This is a genomic window from Pandoraea sp. B-6, assembly GCF_000282835.1.
Lineage (GTDB): Bacteria > Pseudomonadota > Gammaproteobacteria > Burkholderiales > Burkholderiaceae > Pandoraea > Pandoraea cepalis.
Genome location: NZ_KB290558.1, coordinates 77,656 through 90,475, shown reverse-complemented (window position 1 = coordinate 90,475; position 12,820 = coordinate 77,656). Strand labels below are relative to the sequence as shown.

Here is a 12,820-nt window from a genome sequence, read left to right as displayed (position 1 = left end):
AACCCGCTGCAACGACGGCGGCGCCCGCCGCTTTGCGCACACGGCGATGGTCCGCCGAGCGCGACGTTCCGCCATGACCGCCGGCCACTTCGGACGCGACCTGATGCATGCCCAGACTGGCGCTCCATACCACACGATAGATGCGATTCATTCGATTTCCCGGAATACGGCTTTCTTATTGCAACGCGTTGACTCGTGGATTCGGAACGGGCTCGCGCGCAGCGACCGACACGTAGGCGCAAGACCTCCGTCATGGCAGGGAAGTCCGGCCGTATCGGTCAGAAGGATTGGATGCGTGAGCGTCGCGGCACACGCTCGCTACGGCATGAGCGCGGTCTGATTCAAGGCGATGACGTGGCCTGCCTCTGGGGCAGAATCACCGATGGTGCGAGAAGCTGCACGAAACATTCGAACGACCCCGTGTTTGTTCACCTGTACGACGCGCTTGACAGCGCTCGTCATTTTTTTATTCCGCGAATCCTTCCATACCATTTACCGACTGTCAATCGGCATTTTTTTCGCCGGTCGGCAGGCGCCCACAGGCTTGCGCTACACTCGGCTGACCGAACCAAGAAAGGAAATACGCATGAGCACCCCTATCGAAAACATCGCGGTGACGCGCAACGACGGCGGCGCCGCAACCTTGGGCGACTATACGGGACGCGTGCGTCTGGTGGTCAACGTCGCGTCGAAGTGCGGCCTCACACCGCAATACGAGGGCCTTGAGCGCTTGTATGAAGAAAAGCGCGCCGCCGGCCTCGAAGTCCTCGCCTTCCCCGCCAATAACTTCAAGGGTCAGGAGCCCGGCACCGATGCCGAGATCCTCGACTTCTGCACCACGCAATACAACGTTACGTTCCCGCTGTTCGCCAAGCTCTCGGCACTGGGCGACGACCGTCACCCGCTCTACACGGCGCTTGTCGAAGCACAGCCCGCAGCGATCGGCGAAGGCCCGTTCCGCGAGCGTCTCAAAGGCTTCGGCGTAGTCCGCGAGAACCCGGCCGACGTGTTGTGGAATTTCGAGAAGTTTCTGATCGGACGCAACGGGCAGGTCGTGGCCCGCTTCTCACCGGACGTCAAGGCCGACGACCCGCGGCTGGTCGCCGCCATCGACGCGGAGTTGGCGAAGTAATCGCACCATGCAAAAAAGGGCAGCGCAAACGCGTGCCCCCTCGTGCCACAAGCGTCGGCAGGACGGTTGCCGGCGCGCCATGAACGCCTTCCGAAACGACCTCACGTCTGGCAAGGTCGATCCGGGCCTCATGACGCCACATCGCGCGCCGGTTCCCGCTTCTCGCGACAACTCGTGAAATGCGGCGCGTCATCCCCCCCGGGATTGACGCTTCCGCGATGACTCGACTCAGCGCTTGGCCGTGTCAGTCATGAACTTGCCGGTTGGCGCTTCGCTCCCCTTTTTCTGACGGCGCGTGTTGCCGTCGAGTCCGCCGTCCACCGCCCATTCGGCAAATACCGTCGGCCCCGGCTCGAAGTCGCGCGGCTGCCATTCCGGCGTAAGGATGTCCTCGTCGGCGTAATACTCGATGAGCGCGCCGCACGGATTCTTGAAGTACCAGAAATACGCCGACGAAATCGGGTGACGGCCCGGGCCCAACTGGGTTTCCCATCCGCAGCGGTCGATATGCATGCCGCCGCCGAATACTTCGTGGATATCTCGCACGGTGAACGCCACATGGTTCAGCCCGCGCTTGCCGTTCGGCAACGCCAGCAGGAACAGATCGTGATGCCCGCCGTGCGGCGCGCAGCGCATGAACGCGCCACGATCCGGATAGCGATCCGACAGCTCGAAGCCGAGCTTCGTTTCATAGAACGTCTGCGTGGCCGCGAGCGCGTTGGTGAAGAACACGACATGCCCCACTTCGATCGGCTGGGCACGCTCATACACCGGGCTCGGCGTGTTCACGCGCTGCGCCGCGATCCCCCACGGATTGCTCAATGCGCCCTTCACGTCCACGGCCCGCTTGGCAGTCACTTCCACTCGCACGGCCAGACCGTTGGGGTCAACGCAACCCGTCGCACCGTCCTTGAAGTAATAGCCCGGCTGGTCAGCGAAGCGGTCGGCGATGGCGGCCACTTCTTCGGCCGTCGTCACGCCCCACGTCACTTCGCGCAGCGTCGGTCCATCTTCCATCGCCGGCGGCAGCGACGGATCGTCGTGACGCACGGCCAGCACACGGCAACCGTTCAGCGTTTCGAAGCGCGCGCCGTTTGCGTCGACGGACACCTCGGTCAGGCCCCAGTCGCCCAGAAAGCGACGGCAGGTGTCGAGGTCGGTGACCCCGTAGGTAATTTGTTCGATGCCCAGAATCGTCATGACAGTCTCGGGTAGGGGTTCAAAGTGGGCGCGGTCACAGATCCAGCGTCAGACGGTCGCCCTTGCAACCGGACACGCAAATCATCATGACCTTGTTCCCGGCGCGCTCAGCCGCGCTCAGCACCGAATCACGGTGATCGGGACAGCCTTCGAGCACACGTGTCTCGCAAGCGCCGCAAACACCTTCCATGCAGCTATGCTCCGCGTCGATACCCGCGGCGAGCAACGTCTCGAGCAGCGTCGCCCCGGCCGGCACGCTCAGCTCCTTGCCGGACTTCGCGAGCTTCACGACATAGCCCTCGGACGTCGCGGGCGGCGGCGCATCCGGCGCCGCAGCGAAGCGCTCGATGTGCACGTTGGCGATGCCAGCCTCGGCGCACGCCGCTTCAAAGGCGTCGAGCATCACGCCGGGTCCGCAGCAGTATGCGTGCGTGCCCGCCGGCTGCCCGGACAGAAACGCCGTGAGCGACGTCGGCTTGCCGCCGTGCTGGTCGTCGAAGTGATAGGTGATGTCGCCGCCCAGCGCGTTCAGTTCGTCGACGAAAGCGGCTTGCGGCGCCGTGCGCGCGCAGTACATCAGCTTGACGTGGCGACCGAGCGCACGCAGGCGTCGATACATGCAGAGAATCGGCGTCACGCCGATCCCGCCGGCGACGAGCACCGTGTGCTCGGCGGCGTCGTCAAGTTCGAAGTGATTGCGCGGCGCGGAAATCTCCAGCGTCATCCCCACGCGGAAATTGTCGTGGATGAAGCGCGAGCCGCCGCGGCTCTTCGGATCGGCAAGAATGCCGAGCACGTAGCGGTTCGACTCGCCCGGCGCATTGACGAGCGAATAGCTGCGCACCAGCCCGCTCGGCAGATGCAGATCGATGTGCGCGCCCGGCGTGAAGTCGGGAAACGGGGTGCCGCTGCCCGCCACCGGCACGAGTTCGATGCTCATGATGCCCGCCGCTTCGAAGCGAAGCGTGCGCACCATGGCCGACAGGGTTGACTTGCTCATAACGCCGCTCTCAGATGTTGCTGATACTCTTGACGTCCGCCGGCTCAGCCCGCGGCGGACAAATCGATGTCGAGACGCGCGAACGCCTCGATCTCCACGCGCAGCTCCGGAAACACCAGGCCGCTCACTTCCACGAGCGTCGAACACGGATACGCCCCGCCGTTCGCCGCCACGTCCGCAAAAAACTCTCGCCGGGCCCGGCCGACCTCGTCCTTGTCGGCGATGTCGGTCACGTACACCACGAGCTTGTAGATGTTGGCCAGACGCCCGCCACCGGCCTCGACCAGCGCGCGGATCTTGCCAAGCACCACCCGTGTCTGCTCGTAAGTCGTGAGCGGCTCGGCGGCGGCGCGCGTGACCGGGTGTGCGGTCATGCCCGAGAGCACGATGTCGTTGCCGACGCGAATGCCGTTGCTCCAGGTCGCCGTGCCCAGATCGGGCACGGCCTGGGCACGGATCCGCTCGGCCTTGAGAGGTGGGTCGATGGGCATGAAGCGTCTCGCGCGGCTTACGCCTTGCCCTGCGCAATGCGCTCGAGTTCCGCCTTCGCCAGGTTCTTCAGATGGCGACGCAGACGCACGATACCCATGTCATGTTGATACAGATGCTCGCTCTGGTTGGCATCCGGCTCCATGTCTTCGAGCATGACGCGATCCTGTTCGAGCACCGCCCAGTGGCGCGCTTCTAGACGGTTGCGATACAGGAAGCGCCACGTATCGCGTTGCCAGCCGTCGAGCTTGCGGCAGCGCCAGTGGAACACGGCGGCCAGCGTCGGGGAGACCGGCGTGTAGCTGCCCACGATCACGAAGTTGCCGCCGGGGCCGCCCGTCTTCGGGTACGGAATCTCCAGACGCATCCAGTGCGTGCCGGTATCGGCCCACTCGGTCCAGTCGAAGTTCACGTCACGCTGGCCTTCCTTCTCGAAGACAAAGCCACGGTCGGTGTCGCGAATGCGGAAGGCCGCCGTGTTGTCACCCTCGGCCATCGAGTGCGACTGCTTGTGCAGATACGTGCCGTGCATCGGATCCATCACGTTGTCGAGCACGTACCGGTAGTCGCCCTTCCACTCGGTGTAGCACAGGAACGACGAGTACTCGCCGTCGGCATCGAGTTCCTCGGGCAACACGAGCGGCGGCGGCGTGTCGATGTTCTCGGTGGCGTTGTACAGCCAGATCGCGTCGTTGCGCTCGACAATGTGGTACGCCTGCGTCGGACGCGAACCTTCGAGCTTGCAGCCCGGGCTGCCCGGCACACGCATCACGGTGCCGTCGCAGCGCACTTGCACGCCGTGATAGCCGCAGGCGATGCGATCGCCCATCACGATGCCCTTGGACAGCGGGGCACCACGGTGCGGGCAATGATCATCGAGGGCATGCACCTGGTTGTCCTGGTCGCGCCAGAACACCAGCTTCTTGCCCAGGCGGCGCAGCGAGACCGGCTCGCGGCCAACCATGTGCGACGGGCAAATCGGATACCAGAGGTTCTTCAGGCCACGCTCGAGAATGGCGTCGGCAGTGAGGATAGGCTGTTGCGTAGTCATGGGGGACGTCTCCATCGCGATCGCCGCGCACCCGCGGCGCGCAGCGATCGAACTCTGTGATGTTGTTACTCTTCGGCCATTCGGGCGATCTGCGCGGTGTACACCGCTTCGGTCCACACGTCGCCCGCTTGCGGGCCGGGGCCCGTGCGATTCAGGTAGGCCACCAGCCCAGCCAGATCGTGTGTGCCGGCGGCATAGGCGCGCTCGATGGCGTCGCCCAGCAGGCTTTCGTATTGCGTCGGCTCATGGCGACGCGCTTGATGCGGTTCGAGATAGCGGTCCATCATTTCCCTCCCTGGCGAACCCGTTCGCGAATGCGCGCGTGCACGGGTACAAAATCGTAAGTCGGATAGCATTCGGTGCGAAACACTCCCCAGGCCGAGCGCTCCAGCTCGACGTTGACCGCCGGCAGCAGGTGCGGTGGCAGTTCTAGCGTGACGATCTGGCCAAAGCCCATCGCCACCGTCCACGACACCACCCTCACACCGGCCGGCGGAAAACGCTCCCACCATTCGGCCGCCTTCAGGCGTTCCTGGAAATCGTCCAGATTGTTCGACTGATCGTGACGCAGGAACACCGTCAGCAACATCGTGTCGGGCTGGGTGGCCGCAGCGGCGCCCGGGGCGTTTTCGTTCATGTGTCGTCTCGCGTTATTGCACGAACTGGTTGGTGAACAGGTCGGCCAGGTTCGACTTTTCGCGAATGATCTTCTCCTGCATATAGAAATCCTGTAGCTTCGTCACACGCGCCGGATCGAACGCACCGAGACGCTCCTGGCCCGGATACACGTTGCGGGCGTAATACGTCAGGATCTTCTCGATCTCGGCTTCCTTGCCCTTGTAGCCGGGCACGGTCGCGCAGTATTCCTTGGCCGCGGCCGCCGGGTCGCGCATGATCTCGGCCACCGACTTGATCGTGGCACGAACGAACTTGCGGACCATCTCCGGCTTCTCGGCAATGGTCTTGTCCGACGCCAGAACCGCTTGCGCCATGCCCGGGAAGTACTTGTCGGTCGAGGTCATTGTGACCTTCACGCCGGCATCTTCAATATTCTGCGCCCACTCCGGCGTGCCCACCATCGCGTCGGCCTTGCCCGTGGCGACCTGCTGCCACACGCCTGCCGGACCGGCGCCCTGGATGCGCGCGTCGGTGCGCGTGAGACCCGCGGAGGCGAGCAGGCCCAGCGTCGCGTAGAAGCCGGTGTCTTGATACGACAGCACCGTGATCGTCTTGCCCTTCAGGTCGGCGGGCGATTTGATGTTCGCATCGTTGCGCACGACCAACTGATGCAGCGTGCGCCCGCCCAGCAGCGCCACGCCCTTGATGGGAATGCCGTTCGGACGCAGCACGATCGGGGTGTCGCCCAGGCCGCCGCCCAGATCGCCATTACCGGAGGCGAGCTGCTTGCCGACGTCGGCACCGCCTTGCACGGTCAGCCAGCGCACCGACAACCCTTCCGCCGCGTAGTAGCCCTTCTTCTCGGCCAGCATCAGCGGCGCGAAGGCCGGCAGGTTGGCCGGCGCCGGGAGCAGATAGGTAATCTGCTGGGTAGCCGGCTGCGCCATTACCGGCGCCGCCAGGCTCGTGAGTCCCGCCACGGCGCACAGGCCAACAGCACGACGCGCACGGCGCGCCAACGATCCACGGAAAATCGACAACATATCTCTGCCTCGCTCAAGTATCGGATGACCGCAATACCCTGTGCATTGCGGCGTGTTCTGCCACTGACTGACGTTCAGACCTTGCCCGCCCACGCGAGCGGGCTGTCGTTGATGCCCCAATAGAGGCTCTTCTGGTTCGTGTACTCCAGCAACCCCAGACGCCCCTTCTCACGCCCCATGCCACTCTCTTTCCAGCCGCCGAACGGCGTCGAGATCGAAAACTGCTTGTAGGTGTTGATCCAGACTGTGCCGGTCTCGAGCGCACGCCCGATGCGCCAGGCGCGCTTGAAGTCGCGTGTCCAGATCCCGGCCGCAAGACCGTAGACGCTGTCGTTGGCCTCGGCCAGCAGGTCGTCTTCGTTCTCGAATGGCAAGACCGCCAGCACCGGGCCGAAGATTTCTTCCTGCACCATGCGTGCCTGGTTCGTCAGGCCCGCGATAATGGTCGGCTGATAGAAGTAGCCCTTCTCGCGGCCATCGCCCGCCGGACGCTCGCCGCCGCACAACAGGCGGCCGCCCTCTTCCAGCCCGATGGCGACATAGCGCTCGATCGACTCGCGATGCGACGACGTCACCAGCGGCCCCATCTGCGTGTCTTCGCGCAGCGGATCGCCCACGCGAAGTTGCTTCGCGCCGGCCACCAGCCGCTCGACGAAGGTGTCGAAGATGGCCTTGTGCACGAACAGACGCGAGCCCGCGATGCACGATTCGCCCGACGAACTGAAGATGCCGTAGAGCACACCGGCCACCGCATGATCGATGTCGGCGTCTTCGAACACGATGGTCGGCGACTTGCCGCCGAGTTCGAGCGAGACCGGCATGAGCTTTTCCGCCGCCAGCCGCGCAATGCCACGACCGACTTCGGTGCCGCCGGTGAAGGCGACTTTCTTGACCTTGGGATGGCGCACCAGGATGTCGCCGATGACCGAGCCCTTGCCCGGCAACACCGAGAGCACGCCGCGCGGCACACCGGCCGCTTCGCAGATGCGGCCCAGTTCGAGCGAGGCGAGCGGCGTCACTTCCGCCGGCTTGAGCACCACGGCGTTACCGGCGGCAAGCGCCGGGGCCAGCTTCTGCGCGTCCGAAGCGATCGGCGAATTCCACGGCGTGATGGCGGCCACGACGCCCAGCGGCTCGTGCACGCTCATCGTCAGGTAGTCGCCCCGCGACGGCGTCAGCGTTTCCTCCAGCGTCTCGAGGCACGAGGCGAAGTAGCGGAACGTGCTCGATGCGCTCGCGACGAGCGCGCGCGTCTCGCTGATCGGCTTGCCGTTGTCGCGCCGCTGCAGATGGGCCAGCGCTTCGGCGCGCTGCGTGATGCCGTCCGCCACGCGATGCAGCACTGCGGCGCGTTGATGCGGCTTCAAGCCCGCCCAGTCCGCGCGACGCCAGGCCGCATCGGCCGCCTCGACGGCGTCGATCGCATCTTCGGCGCCCGCCGCCGCGATCTCGGCATTCACGCTCTCGTCGGCCGGATACAGGCTCTGATAGCGCTTGCCGGTGCCGGCGCGCCATTCGCCGCCGACCAGAATGTCGCTCGAAAACCCTTGCAGCAAATCTTGATGGCTCATGATGCTCTTCCTGCTAAATCACACAGTTCGCAACGCGATTGCGTAGCGCGCGAATGGCCGAATACGCGGTCAGTGCCGACGTCTTGGGGTTGTCCGGCAGCGGCTTGCCGCACATCTCCAGCGACATCTCGCCGAACGCCCCGCGGGCGATGATGTGATGCACGTTGCGCGTGCTCGTCGGGTCAGCGATCAGGCGCACGCGCGTCGCGTCGAGCCCCAGACCGGCGATGGCCACGGTCGCCGCCACGTTCGCATTCTTCGGATACAGACGCGCCGCGTCGCGGGCGTTGCCCTCGAAGATCACCGTCGCGGTAGTGAGCGTTGCCAGATCGCAGACCTGCTCGGCCGGCGTGCCGAGCCAGCCCATCGGCGGCTTGCGACCGGTGTACAGCACTTCGTCCAGACCGCCTTCGCGCGCAGCGGAAATCGCATCGATACCGCCGATGGCACCCGAGAGCAACGTAACCGTCGACGCGCCGTCCTTGGCGGCTTGTTCCAGTGCAGCGAGCAGATCGGTGTCGGACAGCGCACCGATCGATGCCACCGCGCAATCCACCCCCGACTTGAGCAGCGGCACCACGTGCCCCGACAGCGCGCTGTGACCCGCGCACTCGAGCACGAAGTCCGGGCGGCTGGAGAGCGCCTGCGCCGAACACACCACTTCGGTGTCGGCGCGCACGCTCTCGCGCACGCGGGCGGCGGCGTCTTCCGGCACGATCACGTGGCCCACGCGCAGATACGGATCGCTCGCGCACGCCTCATAGACCTTCGAGCCGATCGCGCCGAAGCCGATCAGCGCGACGTCAACGGGACGGTGGTTCAATTCATGCATTCGCAGGCTCCCGGACCGGCGGACCGGCAAAGTGCGAAGCGAAGCTGCCGACCGACAGCATGTCCACTTCGAGCAGCACCGGGCCGTCGTGCGCCACGGCGCGTGCGACCGCCGCCTCCGCCTGATCGATGGCCGTGATGCGCTCGTGCTTGAGCTGCAGGCTCGCGCAGAACGCGGCGAAGTCCGGTTGGTGCAGTTGCACGTAGTGACGGCGACCGCCGTACTGCGCATCCTGAATGTTGCGGATCACGCCGTAGCACTGATCGTTCATCAGCAGGATCACGACCGGCGCCTTTTCCTGCACGGCGGTGGCAAGTTCGCCCACGTTGACCATCAGACCACCGTCGCCGCACAGCGCCACGGTCTTCTTCGCGTTGCCCGCGAGCGCCGCGCCGATACCCATCTGCATGCCCTGACCGATCCCGCCGCCCAGCGCGTGCACACCGGCGCGCGGCGAGAAGAGCTTCAGCAGACGGTTGCCCCACGTGCTGTTCGATATCGTGACGTCGCGCACCCAGTTGAAGTCGCGGCCCAGCGCACTTTGCAGTGCGGAGACGAGTTGACGGTACGGGCCGAGACCTTCCGCGACCTGCTTGACGGCCACCTCGCGAGCGGCCGCAAGATCGGCGTGGAACGCCGGATCGATCGACAGGCGCCCTTGCAGACGGTCAGCCAGCGCGTTCAGCACGCGTGCGGCGTCGCCCTGGATGAACAGGTCGTTGCGGTAGCCACGGCCGTCCGCCAGGCCATCGGCGTCGACGCGATAGAGCGGGCGCGGCAGCGCGAGCTTGTACTTCAGCGTTTCGTTGCCACGCAGACGCGAGCCGACCACGAGCACGGCGTCGCACGACTTGTAGAACGTCTCGACCGTCGGGTGGATGTTGAACGCACCGAGCGTGGCGGCATGATCTTCCGGCACGATGCCGCGACCCTGCACACTGGTGACCACGCCGAAGCCCATGTCGACCAGACGCTTGACGGCGGCTTCCGCCCCGCGCGCCCCACCGCCCAGCCACAGCATCGGACGATGCGCGGCGGCCAGCTTGTCGGCGAGCTCGGCCACGCGGGCGTCGTCGTGCGTCGGCACCGTGATGTGCGGCGCGGCCAGATCGGCGGGCCATTCGATTTCCGCCGCCTGGATGTCGATGGGAATCTCCACGCTCACCGGGCCGGCCGGCGCCGTGAGCGCCGCGCGCACGGCTTCGCGCACGGTCGAGAGCGCAGTGTCGACGCAACGCACGCGATAGGCGGCCTTCGAGATCGCGTGCAGCATGCTGAGCTGATCGGGCGCTTCGTGGATATACGCGAGATCGCGATCGAGGAACTCGGTTTCGATCTGGCCGGTAATGTGCAGCACCGGCGTGCCGGCGGTGAGGGCTTCGACCATGGCGCCGGCCGCATTGCCCGCGGCGGTGCCCGTGCTCGTGAAGGCCACGCCGAGACCGCCCGAAACACGGGCAAGGCCATCGGCCATGTTCAGCGCACCGGCTTCGCCGCGCGCGCCGACATAACGGATCTTTTCGCGACGCGCGATGGCGTCGAGGATCGGCATGTTGTGAATCGAGATCACGCCGAATGCGGTCTTCACACCGCACTGCTCGAGAAACGCCGCGATGACTTCGCCGACGGTGGTTGTGTTAGACATGTCTTGCCAAGCCTCCGGAAACATCGATGTGGCTGCCCGTCGTATAGGACGACTGCGGGCTTGCCAGGAAAAAGATCGCTGCGGCCGCCTCTTCAGGCCTGCCCAGACGTTGCAACTGAATTTGCTTCTTGCGGGCCAACTCGCCGGTCCATTCCTCCCAGGTCTTGCCTTCGCCTTGCGCGGCAAAGCGACGGCGCCACTGGCCCGACTCCACCAGGCCGATCAGAATGCTGTTGACGCGCACGCCGTCGGGCGCGAATTCGCTCGCCATCGAGCGCACCAGGCTCTGGATCCCCGCGCGCGCCGACGACGTCGCCACCATGTGCGGCTCCGGTTGGAGCGCGAGCAGCGAGTTGACGCAGACGATGGCGGCATCCCCCGTCTCGCGGGCGGCTTCGCGCAGCATCGGCAGGCAGGCGCGCGTGGTGCGAATGACGCTGAAATACTTCAGCTCCAGCTCTTCGCGCCAGGCGTCGTCGGTCGTGTCGGCAAACGTCGACACACGACCTTGGCCCGCGTTGTTGACCAGCATGTCGAGACGCCCGAATTCGCCACGAATGCGCTCGGCCAGCGCGGCGACATCGTTGGCATCGAGCACGTCGCACTGTGCGGCAATCACGCGCGCCTCGGCATGACGCTCGCGCAGACGGGCTTCGGCTTGCGCCAAGCGCTCGGGGTTGCGGCCGCAGATCGCGACAGCGGCACCGGCGTCGAGCAGGCGTTCGGCCGTGGCGAGGCCGATGCCGGACGAGCCGCCTGTGACCAGCGCCGCGCGTTGGGTGAGGTCGATCTTGATCATTTCAATCCCAGTGACTTCATGTAGGGGGTGGCCCGGTCGTCGCTGCCCGGCCGGTAGTTCAGGCGGTGCGACAGCGCGTCGGCCGCCTCGCGCACCTGTGCGATCAGCCCCGCGTCGAGCACCGACGCATCGAGCGTGGCGCGCGGAATGGTGACGGTGATCGCGGCGCAGATGCGTCCCGCGTCGTTGCGCACCGGGGCACTCACCACGCTGATGCCGCGCTCGAACGACGAGGCCGACACGGCGTAGCCGCGCTCGGCGTCTTCGCGCACGCGCTCGAACAGCTCGGTGATCGTTTCGGGTGTCTGCGGCGTGTATTTTTCGAGTGTCTTTTCGGGGTACAGCGCGCGAAGCTCGGCCAGCGTCAGGTCGCCCATCAGCACATGGCCGTGTACGGTCGCATGCGCCGGCAGGCGCGTGCCGACGTTGACCTTGATCGAGTTGAACACGCTCGCCACGCTCTGCGCCTTCGCCACGAACACGATGTCGCGCCCGTCGCGGATTACGATGTGCGACGTGAGCTGCGTGGCGTCGCGCAGCCGTTCGATGATCGGGATGCCCAGATCGGTCAGCTCCAGCGAGCTGAGGTATTCGAAGCCCAGACGCAGCACGGCCACGCCCAGACGAAAATTCTTTTCACCGCCTGCACGCTCCAGGAAACCCATCGCTTCGAGCGTTTGCAACAAGCGGAAGACCGTGGTGCGCGGAATCCCCAGTCGCTGCGAGAGCTCCGGTGCGCTGAACACGGGCTCGCGCGGCGAGAATTGCGTGAGAATGCGCAGGCCGCGCTCAAGGCCCGGTACCAGGTAGCGCGTCTCGGTGGCCGCGCCGTCGACGAGATCTTCGCTCTCGCCCTCGCCTTGCATCGCGGGCTCGCGCAGCGTGTCGTCTTCGGTGAGCGCCTCGGCCATTGCCGTCATGCGCTTGGGCGTTACGGATGCCATCTCAACGTTCTCCTGCCGCGATACGTTCGAGCCACGCGGCGAGCGCGGCATTCAGAACGTCTGGCGTTTCGATATATGACGCGTGCCCAGCGCCTTCGATGATTTGCAGCGGCACACCGGCCGCCTCGGCGATCGCCTGGCAAGCCGCCGGGGGCGTCACGGCATCCTGTGCGCCGACCGCCACCGCGACCGGGCCCGCATTCGCCGCCACGTATTGCGCTAGCGCGCCGGCGACGTCGCCATTCGAGAGCAGATGCGTTGCCTGACGATAGCCCGCGGGCAGCACGCGTGCCATGTTCCATTTCACCCACGCGCGCGGCAGGGCCGCGGCGTTCGGGGCGACGAGGTTGTCGCTGCGCTCGCGCGCCATGCCGGTCGGGCCGAGCTTGTCGAGCATCGCCAGACGACCGTCGCGCTTGCTCAGACGCACCTGCGCATCGGCCTTGCCGTAACCGCCGGCCGGCGAGCAGAGAAAGAGCCCGCTCACGCGCTGCGG

15 protein-coding genes are annotated in these 12,820 nt (G+C 65.8%); 1 reads left to right on the top strand and 14 read right to left on the bottom strand.

Annotation, left to right across the window (positions count from 1 at the left end; genetic code table 11):
• A partial coding sequence (locus tag A985_RS29890) for an ESPR domain-containing protein (protein WP_198288732.1) occupies window positions 1-151 on the bottom strand: 151 nt, incomplete at its 3' end.
• Between the two features lie 435 nt (window positions 152-586).
• Here A985_RS29890 and A985_RS0120970 point away from each other — a divergent pair.
• On the top strand, window positions 587-1,132 hold the full coding sequence (locus tag A985_RS0120970; RefSeq protein ID WP_017235338.1) for a glutathione peroxidase: 546 nt from the start codon (window positions 587-589) through the stop codon (window positions 1,130-1,132).
• A 228-nt stretch (window positions 1,133-1,360) separates the two neighbouring features.
• On the opposite strand, the gene A985_RS0120965 is transcribed toward A985_RS0120970, so the two are convergent.
• The 13 genes from A985_RS0120965 to A985_RS29545 form a co-directional block, all read right to left on the bottom strand.
• A complete protein-coding gene (locus tag A985_RS0120965) occupies window positions 1,361-2,332 on the bottom strand; it encodes a VOC family protein (protein WP_017235337.1) in 972 nt (323 codons plus the stop codon).
• A 34-nt stretch (window positions 2,333-2,366) separates the two neighbouring features.
• Entirely contained in the window at window positions 2,367-3,332 is a 966-nt protein-coding gene (locus A985_RS0120960; protein ID WP_017235336.1) for a PDR/VanB family oxidoreductase, read from the bottom strand.
• A gap of 44 nt (window positions 3,333-3,376) precedes the next feature.
• Window positions 3,377-3,823, bottom strand: a complete 447-nt coding sequence (locus A985_RS0120955; protein WP_017235335.1) for a RidA family protein — start codon at window positions 3,821-3,823, stop codon at window positions 3,377-3,379.
• Between the two features lie 17 nt (window positions 3,824-3,840).
• Complete coding sequence (locus A985_RS0120950) at window positions 3,841-4,872, bottom strand: aromatic ring-hydroxylating dioxygenase subunit alpha (RefSeq protein WP_017235334.1); 1,032 nt, start codon at window positions 4,870-4,872, stop codon at window positions 3,841-3,843.
• A 65-nt stretch (window positions 4,873-4,937) separates the two neighbouring features.
• Entirely contained in the window at window positions 4,938-5,156 is a 219-nt protein-coding gene (locus tag A985_RS0120945; RefSeq protein ID WP_017235333.1) for a recombinase-like helix-turn-helix domain-containing protein, read from the bottom strand.
• Window positions 5,156-5,509, bottom strand: a complete 354-nt coding sequence (locus A985_RS0120940) for a hypothetical protein (protein WP_017235332.1) — start codon at window positions 5,507-5,509, stop codon at window positions 5,156-5,158. The genes A985_RS0120945 and A985_RS0120940 overlap by 1 nt, the downstream gene beginning before the upstream one ends.
• Window positions 5,510-5,522: 13 nt before the next feature.
• Window positions 5,523-6,533: an ABC transporter substrate-binding protein gene (locus A985_RS0120935; protein WP_017235331.1), complete on the bottom strand. Its 1,011-nt coding sequence runs from the start codon at window positions 6,531-6,533 to the stop codon at window positions 5,523-5,525.
• A gap of 74 nt (window positions 6,534-6,607) precedes the next feature.
• A complete protein-coding gene (locus tag A985_RS0120930) occupies window positions 6,608-8,104 on the bottom strand; it encodes an aldehyde dehydrogenase (RefSeq protein ID WP_017235330.1) in 1,497 nt (498 codons plus the stop codon).
• A gap of 13 nt (window positions 8,105-8,117) precedes the next feature.
• Window positions 8,118-8,936: an aspartate dehydrogenase gene (locus A985_RS0120925; RefSeq protein WP_017235329.1), complete on the bottom strand. Its 819-nt coding sequence runs from the start codon at window positions 8,934-8,936 to the stop codon at window positions 8,118-8,120.
• Window positions 8,929-10,581: a thiamine pyrophosphate-binding protein gene (locus A985_RS0120920; RefSeq protein ID WP_017235328.1), complete on the bottom strand. Its 1,653-nt coding sequence runs from the start codon at window positions 10,579-10,581 to the stop codon at window positions 8,929-8,931. Before A985_RS0120920 ends, A985_RS0120925 begins: the two co-directional genes overlap by 8 nt.
• Window positions 10,574-11,380 (bottom strand): SDR family oxidoreductase, encoded by an 807-nt coding sequence (locus A985_RS0120915; RefSeq protein ID WP_017235327.1) that lies wholly within the window; start codon window positions 11,378-11,380, stop codon window positions 10,574-10,576. The genes A985_RS0120920 and A985_RS0120915 overlap by 8 nt, the downstream gene beginning before the upstream one ends.
• Entirely contained in the window at window positions 11,377-12,246 is an 870-nt protein-coding gene (locus A985_RS0120910; protein ID WP_026132232.1) for an IclR family transcriptional regulator, read from the bottom strand. Before A985_RS0120910 ends, A985_RS0120915 begins: the two co-directional genes overlap by 4 nt.
• 79 nt (window positions 12,247-12,325) lie before the next feature.
• The coding region (locus A985_RS29545; protein WP_369751613.1) for an alpha/beta fold hydrolase at window positions 12,326-12,820 on the bottom strand (495 nt) is incomplete at its 5' end.

Coding starts and splice junctions, on each gene's coding strand:
- A985_RS0120970 (WP_017235338.1), top strand. CDS start 587: ATGAGCACCCCTATCGAAAACATCGCGGTGACGCGCAACGACGGCGGC.
- A985_RS0120965 (WP_017235337.1), bottom strand. CDS start 2,332: ATGACGATTCTGGGCATCGAACAAATTACCTACGGGGTCACCGACCTC.
- A985_RS0120960 (WP_017235336.1), bottom strand. CDS start 3,332: ATGAGCAAGTCAACCCTGTCGGCCATGGTGCGCACGCTTCGCTTCGAA.
- A985_RS0120955 (WP_017235335.1), bottom strand. CDS start 3,823: ATGCCCATCGACCCACCTCTCAAGGCCGAGCGGATCCGTGCCCAGGCC.
- A985_RS0120950 (WP_017235334.1), bottom strand. CDS start 4,872: ATGACTACGCAACAGCCTATCCTCACTGCCGACGCCATTCTCGAGCGT.
- A985_RS0120945 (WP_017235333.1), bottom strand. CDS start 5,156: ATGGACCGCTATCTCGAACCGCATCAAGCGCGTCGCCATGAGCCGACG.
- A985_RS0120940 (WP_017235332.1), bottom strand. CDS start 5,509: ATGAACGAAAACGCCCCGGGCGCCGCTGCGGCCACCCAGCCCGACACG.
- A985_RS0120935 (WP_017235331.1), bottom strand. CDS start 6,533: ATGTTGTCGATTTTCCGTGGATCGTTGGCGCGCCGTGCGCGTCGTGCT.
- A985_RS0120930 (WP_017235330.1), bottom strand. CDS start 8,104: ATGAGCCATCAAGATTTGCTGCAAGGGTTTTCGAGCGACATTCTGGTC.
- A985_RS0120925 (WP_017235329.1), bottom strand. CDS start 8,936: ATGCATGAATTGAACCACCGTCCCGTTGACGTCGCGCTGATCGGCTTC.
- A985_RS0120920 (WP_017235328.1), bottom strand. CDS start 10,581: ATGTCTAACACAACCACCGTCGGCGAAGTCATCGCGGCGTTTCTCGAG.
- A985_RS0120915 (WP_017235327.1), bottom strand. CDS start 11,380: ATGATCAAGATCGACCTCACCCAACGCGCGGCGCTGGTCACAGGCGGC.
- A985_RS0120910 (WP_026132232.1), bottom strand. CDS start 12,246: ATGCAAGGCGAGGGCGAGAGCGAAGATCTCGTCGACGGCGCGGCCACC.